The sequence below is a fragment of the Flavimobilis rhizosphaerae genome, from assembly GCF_014852685.1.
Lineage (GTDB): Bacteria > Actinomycetota > Actinomycetes > Actinomycetales > Cellulomonadaceae > Flavimobilis > Flavimobilis rhizosphaerae.
Genome location: NZ_JACZDF010000002.1, coordinates 99000 through 118891, shown reverse-complemented (window position 1 = coordinate 118891; position 19892 = coordinate 99000). Strand labels below are relative to the sequence as shown.

General features: G+C 71.1%; 17 protein-coding genes. 8 read left to right on the top strand and 9 right to left on the bottom strand.

What is annotated here, in order from left to right; translation table 11 throughout:
• Positions 1-153 precede the first annotated feature (153 nt).
• Positions 154-1680: an arabinosylfuranosidase ArfA gene (gene arfA, locus IGS67_RS03875; protein WP_192278104.1), complete on the top strand. Its 1527-nt coding sequence runs from the start codon at positions 154-156 to the stop codon at positions 1678-1680.
• 121 nt (positions 1681-1801) lie between these two features.
• On the opposite strand, the gene IGS67_RS03870 is transcribed toward arfA, so the two are convergent.
• The 5 genes from IGS67_RS03870 to IGS67_RS03850 are packed head-to-tail and all read right to left on the bottom strand — an operon-like array spanning position 1802 to position 7778.
• Entirely contained in the window at positions 1802-2782 is a 981-nt protein-coding gene (locus tag IGS67_RS03870; RefSeq protein WP_192278102.1) for a glycoside hydrolase family 43 protein, read from the bottom strand.
• 8 nt (positions 2783-2790) lie between these two features.
• Entirely contained in the window at positions 2791-4296 is a 1506-nt protein-coding gene (gene araA, locus IGS67_RS03865) for an L-arabinose isomerase (protein ID WP_192278100.1), read from the bottom strand.
• Positions 4297-4319: 23 nt separating this feature from the next.
• On the bottom strand, positions 4320-5018 hold the full coding sequence (locus IGS67_RS03860; RefSeq protein ID WP_192278098.1) for an L-ribulose-5-phosphate 4-epimerase: 699 nt from the start codon (positions 5016-5018) through the stop codon (positions 4320-4322).
• Entirely contained in the window at positions 5015-6721 is a 1707-nt protein-coding gene (locus tag IGS67_RS03855; protein WP_192278096.1) for an FGGY-family carbohydrate kinase, read from the bottom strand. The genes IGS67_RS03860 and IGS67_RS03855 overlap by 4 nt, the downstream gene beginning before the upstream one ends.
• Positions 6722-6779: 58 nt before the next feature.
• Positions 6780-7778, bottom strand: a complete 999-nt coding sequence (locus IGS67_RS03850) for a LacI family DNA-binding transcriptional regulator (RefSeq protein WP_192278094.1) — start codon at positions 7776-7778, stop codon at positions 6780-6782.
• Positions 7779-7916: 138 nt separating this feature from the next.
• Between IGS67_RS03850 and radA the strand changes: the two genes are divergently transcribed.
• Complete coding sequence (radA, locus tag IGS67_RS03845; RefSeq protein WP_192278092.1) at positions 7917-9320, top strand: DNA repair protein RadA; 1404 nt, start codon at positions 7917-7919, stop codon at positions 9318-9320.
• A gap of 52 nt (positions 9321-9372) precedes the next feature.
• Positions 9373-10437, top strand: coding sequence for a DNA integrity scanning diadenylate cyclase DisA (gene disA / locus IGS67_RS03840; RefSeq protein ID WP_192278875.1), 1065 nt, complete (start codon positions 9373-9375; stop codon positions 10435-10437).
• Positions 10438-10458: 21 nt separating this feature from the next.
• On the opposite strand, the gene IGS67_RS03835 is transcribed toward disA, so the two are convergent.
• Positions 10459-11049, bottom strand: coding sequence for a hypothetical protein (locus IGS67_RS03835; protein WP_192278090.1), 591 nt, complete (start codon positions 11047-11049; stop codon positions 10459-10461).
• A gap of 111 nt (positions 11050-11160) precedes the next feature.
• The gene (locus IGS67_RS03830) at positions 11161-12003 is read right to left on the bottom strand and encodes an Ig-like domain-containing protein (protein ID WP_192278088.1); all 843 of its coding nucleotides are present in this window, start codon (positions 12001-12003) and stop codon (positions 11161-11163) included.
• Between the two features lie 357 nt (positions 12004-12360).
• Between IGS67_RS03830 and IGS67_RS03825 the strand changes: the two genes are divergently transcribed.
• Entirely contained in the window at positions 12361-13245 is an 885-nt protein-coding gene (locus tag IGS67_RS03825) for an HhH-GPD family protein (RefSeq protein WP_328741404.1), read from the top strand.
• Positions 13246-13343: 98 nt separating this feature from the next.
• Here IGS67_RS03825 and IGS67_RS03820 read toward each other — a convergent pair whose 3' ends face one another.
• Positions 13344-13859: an amino-acid N-acetyltransferase gene (locus tag IGS67_RS03820; RefSeq protein WP_192278086.1), complete on the bottom strand. Its 516-nt coding sequence runs from the start codon at positions 13857-13859 to the stop codon at positions 13344-13346.
• A gap of 186 nt (positions 13860-14045) precedes the next feature.
• Here IGS67_RS03820 and IGS67_RS03815 point away from each other — a divergent pair, with 186 nt between their 5' ends.
• On the top strand, positions 14046-14336 hold the full coding sequence (locus IGS67_RS03815) for a hypothetical protein (protein ID WP_192278084.1): 291 nt from the start codon (positions 14046-14048) through the stop codon (positions 14334-14336).
• Between the two features lie 58 nt (positions 14337-14394).
• Here IGS67_RS03815 and IGS67_RS03810 read toward each other — a convergent pair whose 3' ends face one another.
• Positions 14395-15408: a sugar-binding transcriptional regulator gene (locus IGS67_RS03810; RefSeq protein ID WP_192278082.1), complete on the bottom strand. Its 1014-nt coding sequence runs from the start codon at positions 15406-15408 to the stop codon at positions 14395-14397.
• 152 nt (positions 15409-15560) lie between these two features.
• Between IGS67_RS03810 and IGS67_RS03805 the strand changes: the two genes are divergently transcribed.
• From IGS67_RS03805 to glpK, 3 genes are all read left to right on the top strand, one after another.
• Entirely contained in the window at positions 15561-17312 is a 1752-nt protein-coding gene (locus tag IGS67_RS03805) for a glycerol-3-phosphate dehydrogenase/oxidase (protein ID WP_192278080.1), read from the top strand.
• Positions 17313-17452: 140 nt separating this feature from the next.
• Positions 17453-18190, top strand: coding sequence for an MIP/aquaporin family protein (locus IGS67_RS03800; protein WP_192278078.1), 738 nt, complete (start codon positions 17453-17455; stop codon positions 18188-18190).
• A 99-nt stretch (positions 18191-18289) separates the two neighbouring features.
• On the top strand, positions 18290-19807 hold the full coding sequence (gene glpK, locus IGS67_RS03795) for a glycerol kinase GlpK (protein WP_192278076.1): 1518 nt from the start codon (positions 18290-18292) through the stop codon (positions 19805-19807).
• Positions 19808-19892 lie beyond the last annotated feature (85 nt).

The following is a 19892-nucleotide window of genomic DNA, read 5'->3' as shown; positions in this document are numbered from 1 at the left end:
TGGACCACCGGCGCGCCGCGTCGATGCGCGGTGCATCGACACGTGGCGCGGAGGGGTTCGTCATTGATCTTCCCGTCGAGATCGGGGTACCGTCGACACCACTGTACAACGTTGTAGAACAGGCCTCTAGGCCCCTGACACGCGAGGATATCGATGACGCTCCCCCGCACCACGCTCACCCTGCATCCCGAGTTCCGCGTCGGCGAGATTGACCGACGCCTCTTTGGCTCGTTCGTCGAACACCTCGGCCGCGCGGTGTACACGGGCATCTACGAACCCGGGCACGCCACAGCCGACGACCACGGCTTCCGCAGCGACGTCGCCGACCTCACCCGCGAGCTTGGCGTGACGATCGTGCGCTACCCCGGCGGCAACTTCGTCTCCGGCTACCGCTGGGAAGATGGCGTCGGCCCGGTCTCCGAGCGCAAGCCCTACCTTGACCTCGCGTGGCGCACCGTCGAGCCCAACCTCGTCGGAACCGACGAGTTCCTCCAGTGGGCCGAGCGCGAGGGCATCACCCCGATGATGGCCGTCAACCTCGGCACCCGCGGCGTTGAGGCCGCCGCGGCGCTCGTCGAGTACTGCAACGGCGAGGCCGGCACCCGCTGGGCCGACATGCGCATCGCCAACGGCCGCACCGAGCCCTACGGCGTGCACCTGTGGTGCCTCGGTAACGAGATGGACGGGCCGTGGCAGATTGGCCACAAGGACGCCGACGCCTACGGCCGCCTCGCGGCCGAGGCCGGCAAGGCGATGAAGCTCGTCGACCCGTCGATTTCGCTCATCGTGTGCGGCTCCTCCTCGATGGAGATGGACACCTTTGGCTCGTGGGAGCGCACGGTGCTCTCGCACTCCTACGACATCGTTGACCACATCTCGATGCACGCGTACTACGAGGAGCTCGAGGGCGACCGTGCCTCGTTCCTCGCCTCGGGCACCGCGATGGACCGCTTCATCCGTCGCGTGGCCGCGTCAGCCGACGCGGTCGGCGCCGAGCGCCGCTCGGACAAAACCATCACGATGAGCTTTGACGAATGGAACGTCTGGTACCGCGTCTCACGCTTTGTGGGCGAGGCTGCGCTGCCGATTCAGCGCGATGCGCCGCGCATCATCGAGGACGTCTACTCAGGGCTCGACGCGGTTGTCGTCGGCGATCTGCTCGTCACCCTGCTCAACCACGCCGACCGCATCCCGGTCGCGTGCCTGGCGCAGCTCGTCAACGTCATCGCGCCCATCATGACCGAGCCGGGCGGCGCCGCCTGGCGCCAGCCGACCTTCCACCCGTTTGCCACCGCAGCGCGGCTCGCGCGCGGCACGGCACTCGACGTGCGCCTCGAGACTCCGCCGACGACCACGGCCCAACACGGCGAGGTTCCGCTTGTCACGGCCGCAGCCACGCTCGACGACGACGGCGCGCTCGCGCTCTTTGTCACCAACCGGGGCGCGGAGCCGGTTGAGGTCGACGTCGATCACCTCGGCCTGGACATCGAGTTCACGGGCGGCTGGCAGATGCTCGCCGACGCAATTCCCGCCGTCGAGGGCCCGGCGCATGCCGCAGCCGTCACCGAGGCCTGCTGGTCCGAGGTCACCCCGCCCGCCCGCGCGGCCGACACGCGCACCACCATCGTGCTGCCGCCCGAGTCCTGGACGGCGTTCGCGGGGACGTCGTCCCGAGCTTGACGCAGCAAACAACGCGGTCCGTCCGCGCCCCTCAGGGCGCGGACGGACCGCCGCGGGGCCGACGCATCGAACGGAGGGTGTCGAGCCGATCCACCAAGCGTCTCCCCGTGCTCAGAAGGACTCACGCACCCTCGACAAGGGCCGCGCGAATCCGTGCTTCCTCGGCCGCGGTGATCGGCAGCACAACGCCATGCTTGGTGGCGCCCGGCAGATCAACGTCGGCCGCACGCTCCCACCGCCCCGAGCCAAGGTCATCGGTGACAAGAGCCCGGTAGCCCTGCCCGCGGTCCCCGTACTGGTCAACCCACAGGTACCAGCGGCCGCTCACGACGTCGCGGAAGACGAGCGGACCTTCGACATCGCCCCACAGCTCGGCGCCGATGTGCTCGGTGAGCACGCGCGCTCCGTCGGAGGACTGAGGATCACTGACTTCGTCCTGGTAGAGGCCGCGCCCACCCGGGGAATTGTCCTTGTGGAAGCGGTAGACGCGTCCGGAGTCGGCGACCATCGTCGTATCAATCGTCGTGCGGCCCGTGTCGAGCAACACCTCCGGCGCCGAGAACTCCCGGAAATCGCGCGTCGTCGCCATGAGCAGCCGGGCATACGACTCCGCGGTGTGGCCGGGGTCGTCGGGGCTATAGAGGGTCGACGACCACGTGACGACGAAGCGCTCCGCACCCGCGTCCCAGAAGGCCTCGGGCGCCCACGCCATCCCCGCCTCGGGCGGGGCCACGGGCACAAGCCACGGCTCGGACCAGGTGACGAGGTCGGGTGAGAAGGCGCAGACCAGCGAGCGCGAGCCGTGCCGCGTCCAGGCATCCCAGCCCGCGTCGTCCCCGCCAAAGACCCGCAGGTCCGTGGCGACAAGATAGAAGCCGGAGCCGTCGGGCACCCGCACAATGTGCGGGTCGCGCATGCCCGTCGTGCCCAGATGCGATTCCAGCACGGGCCCAAGCCGCTCCCAGCGCGTCGGGTCACCGTCGCGTGCGAGGGAATACCAGATCCGCTCCTCGTGACCGCGCGGATCCTCGACGAAGTGCACCAGCAGATAACCGGACGCGCCGGCCGGGAGACCCCCGACCGGCGCGTCCGTGCTGCTCACAGGGCTACTCACAGCCCCTGAGCGACGCGGTAGTACACCTGGTTCCAGCGGACCTGGTCGGCGAAGCCGCGACGCGTCGTGGACTCGTCAATGACGAGCAGCTCGGTCTTGGCGATCTGTGCGAAGACCTCGAAGGCGTCGATGTCGGCCGCGGTCGAGAGCACCGTGTGGTGCGCGCCGCCCGCGGTGAGCCACGCCTCGGCGGACGTCGCGAGGTCGGGGCGCGGACGCCACACTGCGCGCGCGACGGGCAGGTGCGGAAGCGGCGGGTGCTCGACGAGGTCGACGACGTTCGCGGTGAGGCGGAAACGCTCACGCATGTCCGCAAGCGAGACGACGACGCCCACGCCGGGGTCGGTGTCGAAGACCATGCGCACGGGGTCCTCGCGGTCGCCAATGCCGAGCGGGTGGATCTCGACGCGCGGCTTCGACGTCGTCAGCGACGGGCAGATCTCGAGCATGTGCGCGCCGAGGATTCGCTCGTCACCGGGCGTGAGGTCGTACGTGTAGTCCTCCATGAGGGAGGCGCCACCGGGCAGGCCCTCGCCCATGACCTTCGCGGCGCGCACGAGCACGGCGGTCTTCCAGTCACCCTCGGCACCAAAGCCGTAGCCCTTGGCCATGAGGCGCTGCACGGCGATGCCGGGAAGCTGGCGCAGCCCGCCAAGGTCCTGGAAGTTCGTCGTGAAGGCCTTCGCGCCGAGGTCCGTGAGGATCCGCTCGATGGCGATCTCCTGGCTCGCGGCGTAACGCAGCGAGTCGTGGCGCTCGGCGCCGCGGCGCAGCTCCGGCACGACGTCGTAGAGCTCTTCGTACTCGGCGACGACCGCGTCGATCTCGGCGTCGGTCACCGCGTTAACGACCTCAACGAGGTCGTTGACGCCCCACGTGTTGACCGAGACACCAAAGCGCAGCTCGGCCTCGGTCTTGTCGCCCTCGGTGACGGCAACGTCGCGCATGTTGTCGCCGAAGCGGACAAGGCGCAGCTCGTGCGTGGCGGCCCAGCCAGCCGCGCCGCGCACCCAGGTACCCACGCGTGCGGTGACGGCGGGGTTGGAGACGTGGCCGACGACGGTCGTGCGGGCGAGGCCCAGGCGCGTCTGGATGTACGCGTGCTCGCGGTCACCGTGCGCGGCCTGGTTGAGGTTCATGAAGTCGAAGTCGATCGTGTCCCAGGGGAGCTCGACGTTCGCCTGGGTGTGCAGGTGCAGCAGCGGCTTGCGCAGCAGGTCGAGGCCCTGAATCCACATCTTCGACGGGCTGAAGGTGTGCGCCCAGGTGATGACGCCAAGAACACGGTCGTCGCTGTTGGCATCGAGCATCGCGCGGCGGATCGAGGCGGCGTCCTTGAGGACGGGCTTCCACACAATGCGCGCGGGAACATCGGCGGACTCGTCGAGGACGCGCGCAACCTCTTGGGACTGCGCGGCGACCTGCTCAAGCGTTTCGGGACCGTAGAGATCCTGGCTTCCGGTGAAGAACCAGATCTCGCGGTCGGCATAAGGCTTTGTCATGGTGTGCTCCGTGATGGTCAGCGTCAGTGCTGGCCGTAGACGTTCTGATAGCGGGCGTACAGGGAATCAATGTGCTCGGCCGCAATGGGGACGGGCTCACCGAGTTGGCGGGAAATGTGGATGGTGCGGGCAACCTCTTCGACCATGACCGCGGCCTTGACGGCTGCGGTCGCGTCGCGGCCGATCGTGAAGGGGCCGTGGTTGCGCATGAGCACCGCGGGGCTGCGGGAGTCGGACAGGGTCTCGACGATGCCGCGGCCAATCGAGTCATCACCGATGAGCGCGAACGGTCCAATCGGCACGGGGCCGCCAAACTCGTCGGCCATCATCGTCAGCACGCACGGAATTTCCTCGCCGCGCGCGGCCCAGGCCGTCGCGTACGTCGAGTGCGTGTGGACGACGCCCCCGATCTCGGGCATGTGCCGGTACACGTACGCGTGTGCGGCGGTGTCCGACGACGGCCCGCGGTCGCCGTCAACGAGGTTGGCGTCGAGGTCGCACACGACCATCGACTCCGGCGTGAGCTCGTCGTACGTCACGCCTGACGGCTTGATGACGAGGAGGTCCTCGCCACCCGGAACGCGCACGCGCTCGGAGACGTTGCCCGCGGTCCACACGACGAGGCCCCAGCGGGGCAGCTCGGCGTGGAGGCGGGCGACCTTCTCGCGGGCACGCGCGACGTCGTCGCGGACCTCGGGGGGCAGGTTGTCGAGCGCGGTCATGCGTCGGTCCTTCCGGAGGTCGCGGCGGTGGCCGCGACGGTGGTGGTGGCGTCGGGCTCCGTGAGCGTCCGTGCCGCGGCACGGACGGACTCAAGCCCGGCCTCGTAGCGTGCGAGGTACGTCGTGTATCCGGCGACGTCCGCCGGATCGGGTGCGACGACGGTTGCGGCTCCGCCGACAACCTCGTCGAGGTACGCGGCAAGGTCGGGCGTGCCCGACGCGTCCGTGGCCGACGTGCCCGACGCGACCGCGTGGCGCAGCGACGCGAGCACGGCCATGCCCCAGGCACCACCCTCCCCCGCGCTCTGGCCGACGGACACGGGCGCGCCCACCGCGGCCGCGCAGAAGCGCTGCGCAATGCCCGCGGTGCGGAAGATTCCGCCGTGTGCGCGGAGCGCGTCAATCGCGACGCCCTCGTCGGCAAGTGCGCGCAGGCCGAGGCTCAGCGTCGCGAAGACGCCGTAGACGTGGGCGCGTGCAAGGTTGGCGAGCGTGAGCTGGCTGCCCGGGGTGCGCACGACGAGCGGTGCGCCCTCGTCGAGGTGGGCAACGGGTTCGCCCGAGAGCTGGTTGTAGGCGTAGACGCCGCCCGCGTCGGGCTCGCCGTCGAGTGCCGCGCGCAGGAACGCGCCAAAGACGTCGTCGGCCGTTGCCTGTGAGCCGAGCGCGGACGCAAGCTCTCCGAACACCCCTGCCCACGCGCCGAGTTCACTCGCGCCGTTGTTGCAGTGGACCATCGCGACCGGGTCGCCCGCGGGCGTTGTCACGACGTCAATCTCGGGGTGGACCCGCGCGAGGGGCTGCTCGAGGACGACCATCGCGAAGATCGACGTGCCCACGGAGACGTTGCCCGTGCGCGGCCGCACGGCCGCGGTCGCGACCATGCCTGTGCCCGCGTCGCCCTCGGGCGGCGCGACGGGCGCGCCGGGCTGCAAGGTTCCGCTCGGGTCGAGGTAGGCGGCGCCCTCCGCCGTGAGGGTGCCGGCGTCGGCGCCCGCGGCGAGCGGGGTCGGCAGGAGGTCGGCGAGGCGCAGCGCGTGGCCGCGCTCGGCAAGCAGGGCGTCGACGGTCGCGACGCGGTCCGCGTCGTAGCCGAGCGTCGGGTCCGCGCTGAATCCGGCGGCGATGGGGAACATGCCCGACGCGTCGCCGACGCCAAGGACGTGCTGGCCGGTGAGTCGGCCGTGGACGTACCCGGCGAGCGTCGTGAGGCGAGCGAGGTGGGCAAGGTGCGGCTCGTCGTCGAGCACCGCCTGGACGAGGTGGCTCACGGACCAGCGCAGCGGTATGTTGACGCCGAGTGCCTCGGTGAGGAGGGCTGCAGCCGGGCCCGTCGAGGTGTTGCGCCACGTGCGGAACGGGACGAGCGCGTTGCCTGCCGCGTCGAGCGCGAGGTACCCGTGCATCATCGCGGAGACGCCGAGCCCGGCGAGGTCGCGCGGGCGCACGCCGTGGCGGACCTCGGCGTCGCCGAGGACAGCCGCCACCGCGTCCTGAACTCCGGCCTCGACGTCCTCGAGGGAGTACGTCCAGGTGGCGCCAACGAGTTTGTTTTCCCAGACGTGAGAACCCTGGGCGAGGGGGGCAAGGTCGGGTCCGACGAGGACCGCCTTGATGCGGGTCGAGCCAAGCTCGATTCCCAGAACTGCTCGCCCCTCGGCGAGGGTGCGGGCGGCGTCAGACAGTGGGCTTCGTTGCTCCATGTGCACGATGTTAGCGTTCACAATGGCGCGAACGCAAGAGCAACGAAAGCCTCTGTGATTAGCCCCAGGCGGTCGTTGACGCGCGCACAACAAGCTCCGGAACCAGCGGCGAGGTATCCGGATCCTCGCCCTCAACCATGCGATCGGTCACCGCAAGCGCATGACGTCCCAGCGCCTCAAAGTCCTGCCGCACCGTCGTGAGCGGCGGAATAAAGTGGTCCGCACCCGCAACATCGTCAAAGCCCACCACGGAGACATCCCGCGGCACCACGAGCCCGGATTCCCAGAACGCCCGGAGCAGGCCCAGAGCGATCTGGTCGTTCGCCGCGAACACGGCCGACGGCGCTCCCTCCCGCGCAAGCCTGAGCCCCAGGTCATACCCAAAGTCCGCGGTCCAGTCGCCCTGAACCATCTCCCCTGATGCACCCGGAACCGTCTCGAGCGCCGCACGCCACCCCACCAGACGCGCCCGCGCATCAAACCAGTCCCCCGGTCCCGCAACATGCAACACATTGCGGTGCCCCAGGCCCAGCAGGTGCTCGGTCGCCAGACGTCCGCCCGCGACCTGATCAACGCTCACCGAGCGCACGGGGGAAACGCCCGCACCCCGCGCGTCCACAAACGACGACGACACCATGACGATCGGCACCGGCGCCCCCAGGTCGAGGATCGCCCGCGTCGCGTCCACCTGCGGCGCGACGACGATGATGCCCTCAACCCGCTGCTCCAGGAACTGCTCAACCGTCGCGGACATCGTCGAGGGCTCAAACGACGTCACCGTCGCCACCGTGACGACATAGCCGTGCTCGCGCGCCGCGAGCTCAATGCCGAGGAGGGTTGACGAGGGCCCAAAGAGCGCCGATCCCGTCGTCACCACGCCGAGCACGCCCGAACGCCGCGTGACGAGCGCCCGCGCCGCGCTATTGCGCCGGTACCCGAGTTGCTCAATCGCCGCCAGCACCGCCGCCCGTGTTTCCTCGCGGACGTTGGGGTGATCGTTGAGCACGCGCGAAACGGTCTGGTGCGAGACACCGGCCACCTCTGCGACGTCTGCCATGGACGGCGCGCGTCCTTGCGCACCTGGGTTTTCGGCCATCATCACCCTCCTCCCGTCCGCTTCCCGCGGACGAGACCCCACTATGGCAGGTTCCCGGCTTCTCGTATGAATGTCGGTGGCCCCGGCTACCGTGTCGCCATGGCCAGCCGCACCTCCCGACCCCGCCCCGCGTTCCGCTGCACCGAGTGCGGATGGACCACCGTGAAGTGGGTGGGACGCTGCGGCGAGTGCCAAGAATGGGGCACGGTTGTCGAGGCCGACGCGGCCGCGGGGCCGCGCACCGCCGCCACCTCACCCTCCCGCGCGCCCGCCGTCCCTATTGCCGACGTCCCCGTTGAGGCCGCACGCGCCGTGCCGACGGGCGTCGACGAGCTCGATCGCGTGCTCGGCGGCGGCCTCGTGCCCGGCGCCGTCGTCCTCCTCGCGGGCGAGCCCGGCGTCGGCAAGTCCACCCTCCTCCTCGACGTCGCCGCGATCGCCGCGATGGGCGGCCGCACCGTCCTCTACGTCTCCGGCGAGGAGTCCGCGGGGCAGGTGCGGCTGCGCGCCGAGCGCATCGGGGCGCTCGCACCGTCGCTCCTCCTCGCCTCGGAGACGGACCTCGGCACCGTCCTCGGCCACGTCGAGTCGAACGAGCCCGACCTGCTCGTCCTCGACTCCGTCCAGACGATCGCCTCGACCGCCGTCGAGGGCGGGCCGGGCGGCGTCGCGCAGGTCCGCGAGGTCGCGTCGGCGATCATCCAGGCCGCCAAGTCCCGCAACATGCCCGTCCTGCTCGTCGGCCACGTCACGAAGGACGGCTCCGTCGCAGGCCCCCGCACCCTCGAGCACCTCGTCGACGTCGTCTGCACGTTCGAGGGCGACCGACACTCGAGCCTCCGGCTCGTGCGCGCCGTGAAGAACCGCTACGGGCCCACCGACGAGGTCGGGTGCTTCGAGCTCACCGAGGGCGGCATCGTCGGGCTCGCCGACCCGTCAGGGCTCTTCGTCTCCGCGGCCGTCCAGGACGTCCCCGGCACGTGCGTCACCGTCACCCTCGAGGGACGACGGCCGCTGCCGCTCGAGGTCCAGGCACTCGCCGTCCCCTCGACCGTCCCCAACCCCCGGCGCACCACCAACGGGCTCGACTCCTCCCGCCTCGCGATGCTCCTCGCCGTCATGCACCGCTTCGCGGGCCTACGGCTCGACCAGCAGGACGTCTACGCGTCGACCGTCGGCGGCCTGCGCGTCTCGGAGCCCGCCGCCGATCTCGCCGTGACGCTCGCCGTCATGAGCGCAGCCCGCCACCGTGCCCTGCCGCGCGGCACGTTCGCGATCGGCGAGGTCGGGCTCTCGGGCGAGCTCCGGCCCGTGGCCGCGCTCGCCCGCCGCCTCGGCGAGGCCGCACGGCTCGGGCTCCGCACCGCCGTCGTCCCCGCTAGCTCCGCCGCCCAGCTCGACCCCGCCCGGCTGCCCGCCGGACTCACCCTGCGGCCCGTCCACCACGTCGCCGAGGTCGCCGAGCTCTTCTTCGCCGACGCCGACGAGCGCGCCACCCGCTGAGTTCTGCGGGTCAGCCGGATAGGATCGCGACGTGCCCCAGATCTCCGCCCACATGGACGCCCAGCTGCGCGACACCCTCATGGCCGTTGCGCCCGGCACCGAGCTGCGCGATGGGCTCGAACGCATCCTCCGCGGACGCACGGGCGCGCTCATCGTCATGGGCATGGATCCTCTCGTCGAGACCCTGTGCTCCGGCGGCTTCGAGCTCGAGGTCGACTTCTCCGCGACCCGCCTGCGCGAGCTCGCGAAGATGGACGGCGCGATCGTCCTCGACCCGCGCAGCTCCCGCATCGTCCGCGCGGCCGTCCAGCTCCTCCCCGACGCCACGATCCCGACGTCCGAGTCCGGCACGCGGCACCGCACCGCGGAGCGCGTCGCCAAGCAGACCGGCTTCCCCGTCATCTCCGTCTCGCAGTCCATGCGGATCGTCGCCGTCTACACCGGCGGCGGCCGCCACGTCCTCGAGGACACCGAGGTCATCCAGTCCCGTGCCAACCAGGCCCTCTCGACGCTCGAGCGCTACCGCGCGCGCCTCGACGAGGTGTCCGGCACGCTGTCCGCCCTCGAGATCGAGGACCTCGTCACCGTGCGCGACGTGTGCGCGGTCGTCCAGCGCCTCGAGATGGTCTCCCGCATCCACGAGGAGATCGCCGGGTACGTCATCGAGCTCGGCACCGACGGCCGCCTCCTCGCGCTCCAGCTCGACGAGCTCGTCGGCGGCCTCGGCTCCGACCGCGACGCCGTCATCCGTGACTACGTCGAGCTGCGCGCCAAGGACCGCTCGATCTCCGACGTCCTCCAGGCCCTGTCCTTGCTCGACTCGACGCAGCTCCTCGACCTCTCGCAGATCGGTCGCGTCCTCGGCCTGCCCGGCGGCGGCGACGCGCTCGACGCCGCCGTCGCACCGCACGGCTACCGCCTGCTCTCGAAGGTTCCACGCCTGCCCGCGACGATCGTCGAGCGTCTCGTCACACACTTCGGTGGTCTGCAGCGACTGCTCGCCGCGACGATCGAGGAGCTCATGGGCGTCGACGGCGTCGGCGAGCAGCGAGCCCGCGCCGTCCGCGAGGGCCTCTCGCGCCTCGCGGAGTCGAGCATCCTCGAGCGGTACGTCTGACGTCGCCCGCCGGGCCGCGCCTCACTTGAGGCGGAAGACGATCTCCTTCGACGCGACGCCGAGGACGGTCGCCGACGCCCGGTAGGTGCCGGCCTTCGCCACGACACCCGTGCGGGGGCAGCCCTCCTCGGAGCGCGTGCGGTCCCACGTGAGCGTCGACGCCTCGGACTTGCCGGCGCCGACGAGCAACGTCTTCGGCTTGCTCGACTTCACGCAGTCACCGCTGCCCCACACGCGGGCGGGCCCCGACGTCACGGTGACGACCCGGGTCTCGTGGGAGACGTCGACGAGGCAGGGAACCTTCGACGTGTTCGTCATCGTCACCGTGAACGCGGGCTCGGCACCGGCCGCGAACTCGCTGCCGTTCGCCTCGAGCTTCGTCGCTAGGACGTCCTTCGTGCAGATGGGGACGCCCGCCGACGGCGTCTCGGAGGGCGTCGACGTGGCACCGGCCGCCGGCTTGTCCTTGGGTGCCGTCGGGCCGCCGCCAATCTTCTGGACGACGACGACAGCGAGCGCGACGACCGCTACGAGGACGACGAGCACGACGAGGCGGCGACGCCAGTAGACGCTTGGCGGCAATGACCCCGTGGGTCTGAGCAGCGTGCTCACCGGTCCTCCTCGCTCGGTCCTGCGACCCACGGTAGTGCGGGCCACCGACACCGGAGGGGCAGGCGCGCCGGATCGTGCGACCCGGGCGCGCCTGCCCCTCCCGCGAAGCACTCAGCGCACGCGCACCGTCGTCGTCACCGTCCGCGCCTTCGTCGAGACCTTCGTCGAGCCCGACGGCGAGAACGTCACCGTCACCTTGTGGGTGCCGCGCTTGGTGATCTTCGGGAGCGTCACCCTCACCGTGCCCTTCGCCTTCGCAGCAACCTTGACCCGGACGGTCTTCCCGGCGACCTTCACCGTGACGGTGCCCGTCGGGCGGGAGGTCGCCGACGTCGCCACGGACACCGAGAGTCGGGCCGTCGCGCCTCTCTTCACGGTCGCCTTCGACGCTGTGACCTTCGGTGTGAGACGCGCGACCGTCACCTTCGCGGACGTCGAGCTCGCGGGGAGGTACCCCGAGCGCGAGCCCGCGACGCGCACCGTGAGCGGAAGACCCGCGTCGGACGGGCGCACGACGTACGTGCGTGCAGTCGCACCCGTGATCGCCTTGCCGGACCGGAACCACTGGTACGTGAGCCGCGCCCCGGACGTCCACGTGCCGGGGACCGCCGTGAGCCGCTTGCCGACCTTCGCAGTTCCCGACACCCGCGGCCGGGCCGCCGTCACCACCGGGTCGAGGCGCATGCGGTACTCCTTGCCCCACACGGCGTCCGTGCTCCGCGCCTTGACGAGGACCCTGACCTTGCCCGCCGGCACGAAGATCGCCTGCGCCCTCCCCCACGCGCCCGCAGAGTCAGTCCCCTCGAGCTCCCACGACCCGCGCGCCCCTCCGGAGCCGTCGTTCGGCTCGGACTCGACGAGCTCTGCAGCGTGCGCCGGGCTCGCGACGAGCATGGCAGGCAGGGCGAGGGCGAGTGCCCCGAGGAGGGCGATGGTCCGGTGGTGCAGGCGCATGACGGCTCCCGTCGGGCGGAGCCGGGCACCGTCGCCCGGCGGTCATGCCAGCCGAGCAGCGTTCACAGTGGCGCGCCAGGGTTCGCCCTGGACGTCACCCGGCACCCGTCCGCGGGCACTGGCGGGGCGAGGTGCCAGGACCCCTCGACCCGAGGGCTTTCTCCCGCGATGCCACCCTGCCGGGGGCATCCGACCCTCGGCGCCGGCCGAGCTGCCGTGCGCCGAACTAGTCCCTCTGCGCCGACGTAGTCCTCTCAACGCGAGATAGGACGCGCCGGCGACTATCTCGCGTCGGGAGGACTAGCTCGCGGGCCGTGCTCGTCGGGCCGACGGCCCGCCGGGTGCGACCATGGCTCCGTGACCACCACCTCCCCCGCCCTCCTGCGCGCCCGCGTCGTCGAGTGGTTCGCGCGCGAGGCGCGGCCCCTGCCGTGGCGGGCGCCCGACCGCACGCCCTGGGGCGTGCTCGTCTCCGAGGTGATGTCGCAGCAGACGCCCGTCGCACGCGTCGAGCCGTCGTGGCACGCCTGGCTCGAACGCTGGCCGACGCCTGCGGACCTCGCGACGGCCGAGGCCGCCGACGTCCTGCGGATGTGGGGCACGCTCGGCTACCCGCGCCGTGCGCTGCGGCTGCAGGACTGTGCGCGGGCGATCGTCGAGCGTCACGGCGGCGAGGTGCCGTCGTCGTACGAGGACCTGCTCGCGCTGCCCGGCATCGGCCCCTACACCGCGGGCGCGGTGCTGGCGTTCGCGTTCGGGCGTCGGGCCGTCGTCCTCGACACGAACGTGCGGCGTGTGCTCGCACGCGCCGTCGCGGGCACGGCGCTTCCGCACCCGCACCAGAGTGCCGCGGAGGTGCGGCTCGCGGAGTCGGTCCTGCCCGACGACGACGCGTCGGCGGCCGCGTGGTCGGCAGCGTCGATGGAGCTCGGGGCGCTCGTCTGCACGGCGCGCGCGCCGCGCTGCGGCGAGTGCCCGGTCGCGGACCTGTGCACGTGGCGGCTCGCCGGGTCGCCGCCCGACGAGCACGCGGGGCGGCGCCGGACGCAGGCGTGGCACGGCACGGACCGGCAGTGCCGCGGCCGTGTCATGGCCGTGCTGCGCGAGGCGTCGTCCCCGGTCCCCCGCTCTGACCTGGCGCCTCTCTGGCCGGACGCCGCCCAGCTCGACCGCTGCATCGCGAGCCTCCTCGAGGACCACCTCGCGGAGGAGTCCCCAGAGGGCCTCCACCTCCCCACCTGACCACCCCACCTGCTCGCGAGATAGCGGCCACCGGACGAGATAGCGCGAGAGACGCGCTATCTCGTCCGAGGAGCGCCATCTCGCGAGACGGGCAGGTGTCAGAGGTGGAGGAGCATGCGGGTGTTGCCTAGGGTGTTCGGCTTGACCCTGGCGAGGTCGAGGAACTCCGCGACGCCGTCGTCGTGCGAGCGCAGCAGCTCCGCGTAGACCTCGGGCGTGACGACCGTGCCCTCGATCTCCGCGAAGCCGTGGCGCGCGAAGAAGTCGACCTCGAACGTCAGGCAGAAGACGCGCTCGAGTCCGAGCGCCCGGGCGCGGTCGAGCAGCGTGTCGAGGACCGCGTGCCCGACGCCCGCGCCGACCCAGCCCGGGGCGACGGCAAGCGTGCGGATCTCCGCGAGGTCCGACCACATGACGTGGAGCGCCCCGCACCCGATGACGGTGCCCGCGCGGTCGACGGCCACGACGAACTCCTGCACGGCCTCGTAGTAGGTGACCTGCTCCTTCGCGATGAGGATGCGTCGGTGCGCGTACGGCTCGACGAGCTCGCGGATCGCGTGGACGTCGGCGGGCAGGGCGGGGCGGACGGCGAACGACGGAAGGGCGGAAGTCACCCGAGCACGCTACTCCTCCCCGCGACTCGAAGGGCCAGAGCACCATCGAACGGTGCACCGGACCTCCGCGTCGGCAGCGGTTCGCTCTTTCTCCTCGGAACGCGCACACGGAGCATCCAGGCGTCGTCAGTCATCGTGGGAGAGTGGTCGCGCACGGTCGACCGACCGGCACCAGAGGAGCTCCCCTTGGCCGAAATCGCCGTCACGCCGCCCGCGCCACCGCCCGCCGTTCCGCGAAGCCGCGAGCGCTGGTTCGTCGCGATGCTCGTCCTCACAGCGGTCATGGCACCCGTCGCGCTCGTCGGACCGCTCGCGGCGCTTGCCACGCCCCTGCGCCGAGCGCCTCGTGAGATGCGGGTCCTATGGATCCTCGCGGTCACGCTCGTCGTCGTCGGCTGGGGGTTGGCGCTCTTCGCGTCGTCAGAGCTGTGGCCGGACTGGCTGATCCTCGACCCGGAGGAGAACGCCGCGGCCTGACCCGAGGCCACGCCGTCCGACTCGCTGGCCCCCAGCACCATCGAACGGTGCACCGGACCTACGAGTCGCGCGAGGGGTGGGGGTCGCGGACGTTCGTCCACGTCGGGTCGTCGTCGACGTCGTCGTCGAGCTCGAGCAGGCGCTGGGCGGTGAGCTCGTCCGTGATGAGGTGCGTCGGGATGCCCGCGAGCAGCGCGGCCCGCAGCGGCACGGCCTTCGTGTCGCCTGCAACTGCGCACACGCGGCGCGGGATGAGCCGTAGCTGCGCAGGCGTCGGGCCCGTCGCGCGCGCGTTGATCGCCACGTCGGCGTACGAGCCGTCGGCCCGGAGGAACACCGTGCAGACGTCGCCGACGACGCCCTCGAGCTCGAGCATCTCGACGTCCGACGGTTCGAGGTACCCGGCGGAGTAGACGTGGCTCGGCAGCTCGCCCTCGAGCGCCCCGACGGAGAACAGCGCGATGTCGGCGCGGCGCTGGACGTCGAGGACCCGCCGCACCGACCGTTCGCGCCACATGGCGTCGCGCGTCTCGGCGTAGTCGAAGAACGCGGGCACGGGGAAGTGGTGGACGTGCGCGCCGAACGCGCGCCCGTAGCCGGAGATGAGGTCGCCCGCGTAGTCAACGCCGCTCGAGCGCGTGTTCGCGGCACCGTTGAGCTGGACGACGGCCGAGCCGCGCGTCGGCTTCTTCTGGAGGTGCTCGGCGATCGCGTGGATCGTCGTGCCCCACGCGATCGCGAGGACCATCTCGGAGTCGAACCACGAGCCGACGAGCCGCGCGGCGGAGCGGGCGACGTGGTCGAGGCGGTCGGCCTGCGTCGCGGAGTCGGGGACGGGGGCGACGTACGCGTCGATCCCGTAGCGGTCGCGGATGCGCTGCGTGAGGCCGGGGGCGCGAGACTGCGTGGGCCGCAGGGTGATCTCGACGACGCCGGTCTCCCGCGCCTCCTTGATGAGCCGGGAGACGGTCGAGCGCGACGTGCCGAGCTGGCGCGCGATCGTCTCCATCGTCATGTCCTGCAGGTAGTACATCGACGCTGCTGCGAGGACGTCCCTCCCACGTGCACGCATGGCCACCCCTTGACCTTTCTTGCCCGGTAGCCGGGGGTTTTCCCCGGGGATCTAGGTCCTAGCCTTGCACATCTGTGCAGCCCGGTTGCGCGTCCGTGCTCGCACTGGTTGCGTGGACCTCACCAGGCCGACGACGACGAAAGGTGCACCACATGTCCGTCTCCGGAGCCGCATCCCGACTCACCCCGGCGACACGCCGCGCGTCCCTCGACGCTCTCCGCGCCTCGGTCACCGAGCCGCTCGACGTCCTCGTCGTCGGCGGCGGCGTCACCGGCGCCGGCATCACGCTCGACGCCGTGAGCCGCGGCCTCACGACCGCGGTCGTCGAGGGCCAGGACTGGGCGTCAGGCACCTCCTCCCGATCCTCCAAGCTCGTCCACGGCGGCCTGCGCTACCTCCAGATGCTCGACTTCCACCTCGTCAAGGAAGCACTCACCGAGCGCGACCTCCTCATCAACAAGCTCGCGCCCCACCTCGTCAAGCCCGTGTCCTTCCTCTACCCGCTCGAGCACAAGGTCTGGGAACGTGCTTACGTCGGCGCAGGCGTCGCCCTCTACGACGGGCTCGCAACCCTCGCCCCCGGCAAACGTGCGATGCCGTGGCACCGCCATCTCACGCGCACCGGCATGGAGAAGCTCTTCCCCGACCTCCGCCACGACGCCGCGGTCGGCGCCCTCCGCTACTGGGACGCGTCCGTCGACGACGCGCGCCTCGTCCTCACCCTCGTCCGCACCGCCGCCGAGTACGGCGCGCACGCCGCAACCCGCACCCAGGTCGTCGAGCTCACGACCAGCCCCTCCGGACGCGTCGACGGCGCCGTCCTCGAGGACCTCGAGACCGGCGAACGATTCCCCGTCAAGGCACGCCACGTCATCAACGCGACCGGCGTGTGGACCGAGGAGACCGAGGCCCTCGCCGGCTCCGACGGCGGCCTGCGCGTCCTCGCGTCCAAGGGCATCCACATCGTCGTACCCCGCGAGCGCATCCGCGGTTCCGTCGGCCTCATCCTCCAGACCGAAAAGTCCGTGCTCTTCGTCATCCCGTGGTCCCGCTACTGGGTCATCGGCACGACCGACACCCCCTGGGAGCAGGAGCTCACCCACCCCGTCGCGACGGCCGCCGACATCGACTACGTCCTCGACCACGCCAACGCCGTCCTCGCCGACCCGCTGACGCGCGACGACATCATCGGCACGTGGGCCGGCCTGCGGCCCCTCCTCCAGCCCGGCACCAAGGAAGGCACGAATTCCGCGAAGGTCTCGCGCGAGCACACCGTCGCCTCCCCGACCCCCGGCCTCACCGTCATCGCCGGCGGCAAGCTCACGACCTACCGGGTCATGGCCGAGGACGCCGTCGACTTCGCGCTCGGCGCCGAGGCCCGCACCCGTCCGTCCGTCACCGCGCAGACGCCGCTGCTCGGCGCCGTCGGGCTCGACGCGCAACGCAACTGGGCCCGCCGCCACGCCCGCACCTACGGGTGGGACCGCGCGATGCTCGACCATCTCTTCCACCGCTACGGCTCGCTCGTCGGCGACCTCGTCGCCCTGTGCGAGGCCCAACCCGACCTCGCCAAGCCCCTCGAGCACGCACCCGCCTACCTCCGCGCCGAGATCGCCTACGCGGTCGACGCCGAGGGTGTCCTCCACCTCGAGGACCTCCTGCTCCACCGCACCCGCCTCAACTACGAGGTCCGCGACCGCGGCCTCGCCGCCCTCGAGGAGATCTCCCGCATCGCCGCGGACCGGCTCGGCTGGGACGAGTCCCGCCGCATCGACGAGGTCGCCTCCTACACCGCCCGCGCGGAGGCCGAAGCTGCCGCCGAGCTCGAGCCCGACGACGCGTCGGCCGAGCGCACCCGCCTCGCTGCCGCCGACGTCGCACCCCTCAAGCCGCTCGGACGCTGACCGGTCGCGGAGCGCGAGCACCGCTCCCGGCAGCATCCGCCAGCACCGACCTGCCCCGCCCACCCGGGCGGCGCCCACCCGGACGCACCGACGCGTCCGGGACGTGACAACGAAGTCCACCCCTGAAAGTGAGCACCCTCATGCTGATGGATGCCTTCTGGTCCGAGGTTCTCGGCACCGCGATCCTCCTGCTCCTCGGTGGCGGCGTCGTCGCCACCGTCCTCCTGCCGAAGTCCAAGGGCTTCGACGGGGGCTGGCTCCTCATCAACTTCGGCTGGGGCCTCGCGGTCTTCGCCGGTGTGTACGTCGCCTTCAAGTCCGGCGCCCACCTCAACCCGGCCGTGACGATCGGTCTCTTCGCCGCGGGCGAGCCGTTCTACACGGGCGCCGACGGCGCCACGATCGACCCGACGATCGGCAACATGTTCGTCTACTTCGGCGCGGAGATGCTCGGCGCCTTCATCGGTGCCGTCCTCATGTTCCTCGCGTTCAAGAAGCACTTTGACGAGGACGCCGATCCGGGCGCGAAGCTCGCCGTGTTCTCGACCGCCCCCGGCATCCGCTCCTACGGCTGGAACCTCCTCACCGAGATCATCGCGACGTTCGTCCTCGTGTTCTGGGTCGTCATCCAGAGCAAGACCCCGACGCAGATCGGGCCGCTCGCGGTCGCCCTCATCGTCGTCGTCATCGGTACGTCCCTCGGTGGACCGACCGGGTACGCGATCAACCCCGCCCGTGACCTCGGCCCGCGCATCGCGCACGCCCTCCTGCCCATCCGCGGCAAGGGCGGCAGCGACTGGGGCTACGCGTGGGTGCCGGTCGTCGGCCCGCTCATCGGTGGCGTCGTCGGCGGTCTCGTCGGCACCGCGTACATCTGATCTCCCGCGGGCGGCGCGCGTGCGCGCCGCCCGCACCCCGCGCCCCTCGGGCGCACCACCGCACCCCGTCCGACCACGACGACGTGAAGGAAACCCACCATGGAGAAGAAGTACGTCCTGGCGATCGACCAGGGCACGACCAGCTCGCGCGCGATCCTCTTCACGCACGACGGCATGATCCACTCGGTCGGCCAGCTCGAGCACGACCAGATCTTCCCGCAGGCCGGCTGGGTCGAGCACAACCCCGAGCAGATCTGGAACAACGTCCGCGAGGCCGTCGGTATCGCCCTCACCCGCGGCAACGCGTCCCACGAGGACATCGCGGCAGTCGGCATCACCAACCAGCGCGAGACCGCCGTCGTGTGGGACCGCACGACCGGCAAGCCCGTCTACAACGCGATCGTCTGGCAGGACACGCGCACGCAGAAGATCGTTGAGGAGCTCGGCGGCGACGAGGGCGCGGACAAGTACAAGGCGATCGTCGGCCTGCCCCTCGCGACGTACTTCTCCGGCCCCAAGGTCAAGTGGATCCTCGACAACGTCGAGGGCGCGCGCGAGGCCGCCGAGCGCGGCGACCTCATGTTCGGCAACACCGACACGTGGGTGCTGTGGAACATGACCGGCGGCGTCGAGGGCGGCGTGCACATCACCGACGTCACCAACGCGTCACGCACCATGCTCATGAACATCGACTCGCTCACGTGGAACGAGGACATCGCGAAGGACATGGGCATTCCCATGTCGATGCTCCCCGAGATCCGCTCGTCGTCCGAGGTGTACGGCCACGGCCGTCAGCGCGGCATGCTGCCGGGCGTGCCGATCGCCGGCATCCTCGGCGACCAGCAGGCCGCGACGTTCGGCCAGGCGTGCTTCGAGCCCGGCACCGCGAAGAACACGTACGGCACGGGCAACTTCATGCTCCTCAACACCGGGACCGAGCCGGTCCGCTCCGAGAACGGCCTGCTCACGACCGTCTGCTACAAGATCGGCGACCAGCCGACCGTCTACGCGCTCGAGGGGTCGATCGCTGTGACGGGCTCGCTCGTCCAGTGGCTGCGGGACAACCTCGGGTTCTTCGAGGACGCCGCCGACATCGAGCACTACGCGCGCAAGGTCAAGGACTCGGGCGGCGCGTACTTCGTGCCCGCGTTCTCCGGTCTCTTCGCCCCGCACTGGCGGGCCGACGCGCGCGGCGCGCTCGTCGGCCTCACCCGGTTCGTCAACAAGAACCACATCGCGCGCGCCGCACTCGAGGCGACAGCGTTCCAGACGCGCGAGGTGCTCGACGCGATGAACGCGGACTCGGGCGTGCCGCTCAAGGAGCTCAAGGTCGACGGCGGCATGGTCGCCAACGAGCTGCTCATGCAGTTCCAGGCGGACATCCTCGACGTCGAGGTCGTCCGGCCCAAGGTCGCCGAGACGACCGCGCTCGGCGCCGCCTACGCCGCGGGCATCGCCGTCGGCTTCTGGAACGGAGAGCAGGACGTCCGCGACAACTGGGCCGAGGGCGGCCGCTGGAAGCCGACGATGGAGGCCGACGAGCGCGACCGCCAGTACCGCCTGTGGAAGAAGGCCGTGACGAAGACCCTCGACTGGGTCGACGACGACGTGCTCTGACACCACAGGTTCCTGGGGAGGAGGCCCCCGTCCGTCGCGCAACGCGACGGACGGGGGCCTGCGTCGTGCGCGGCTCCTGGTGAGG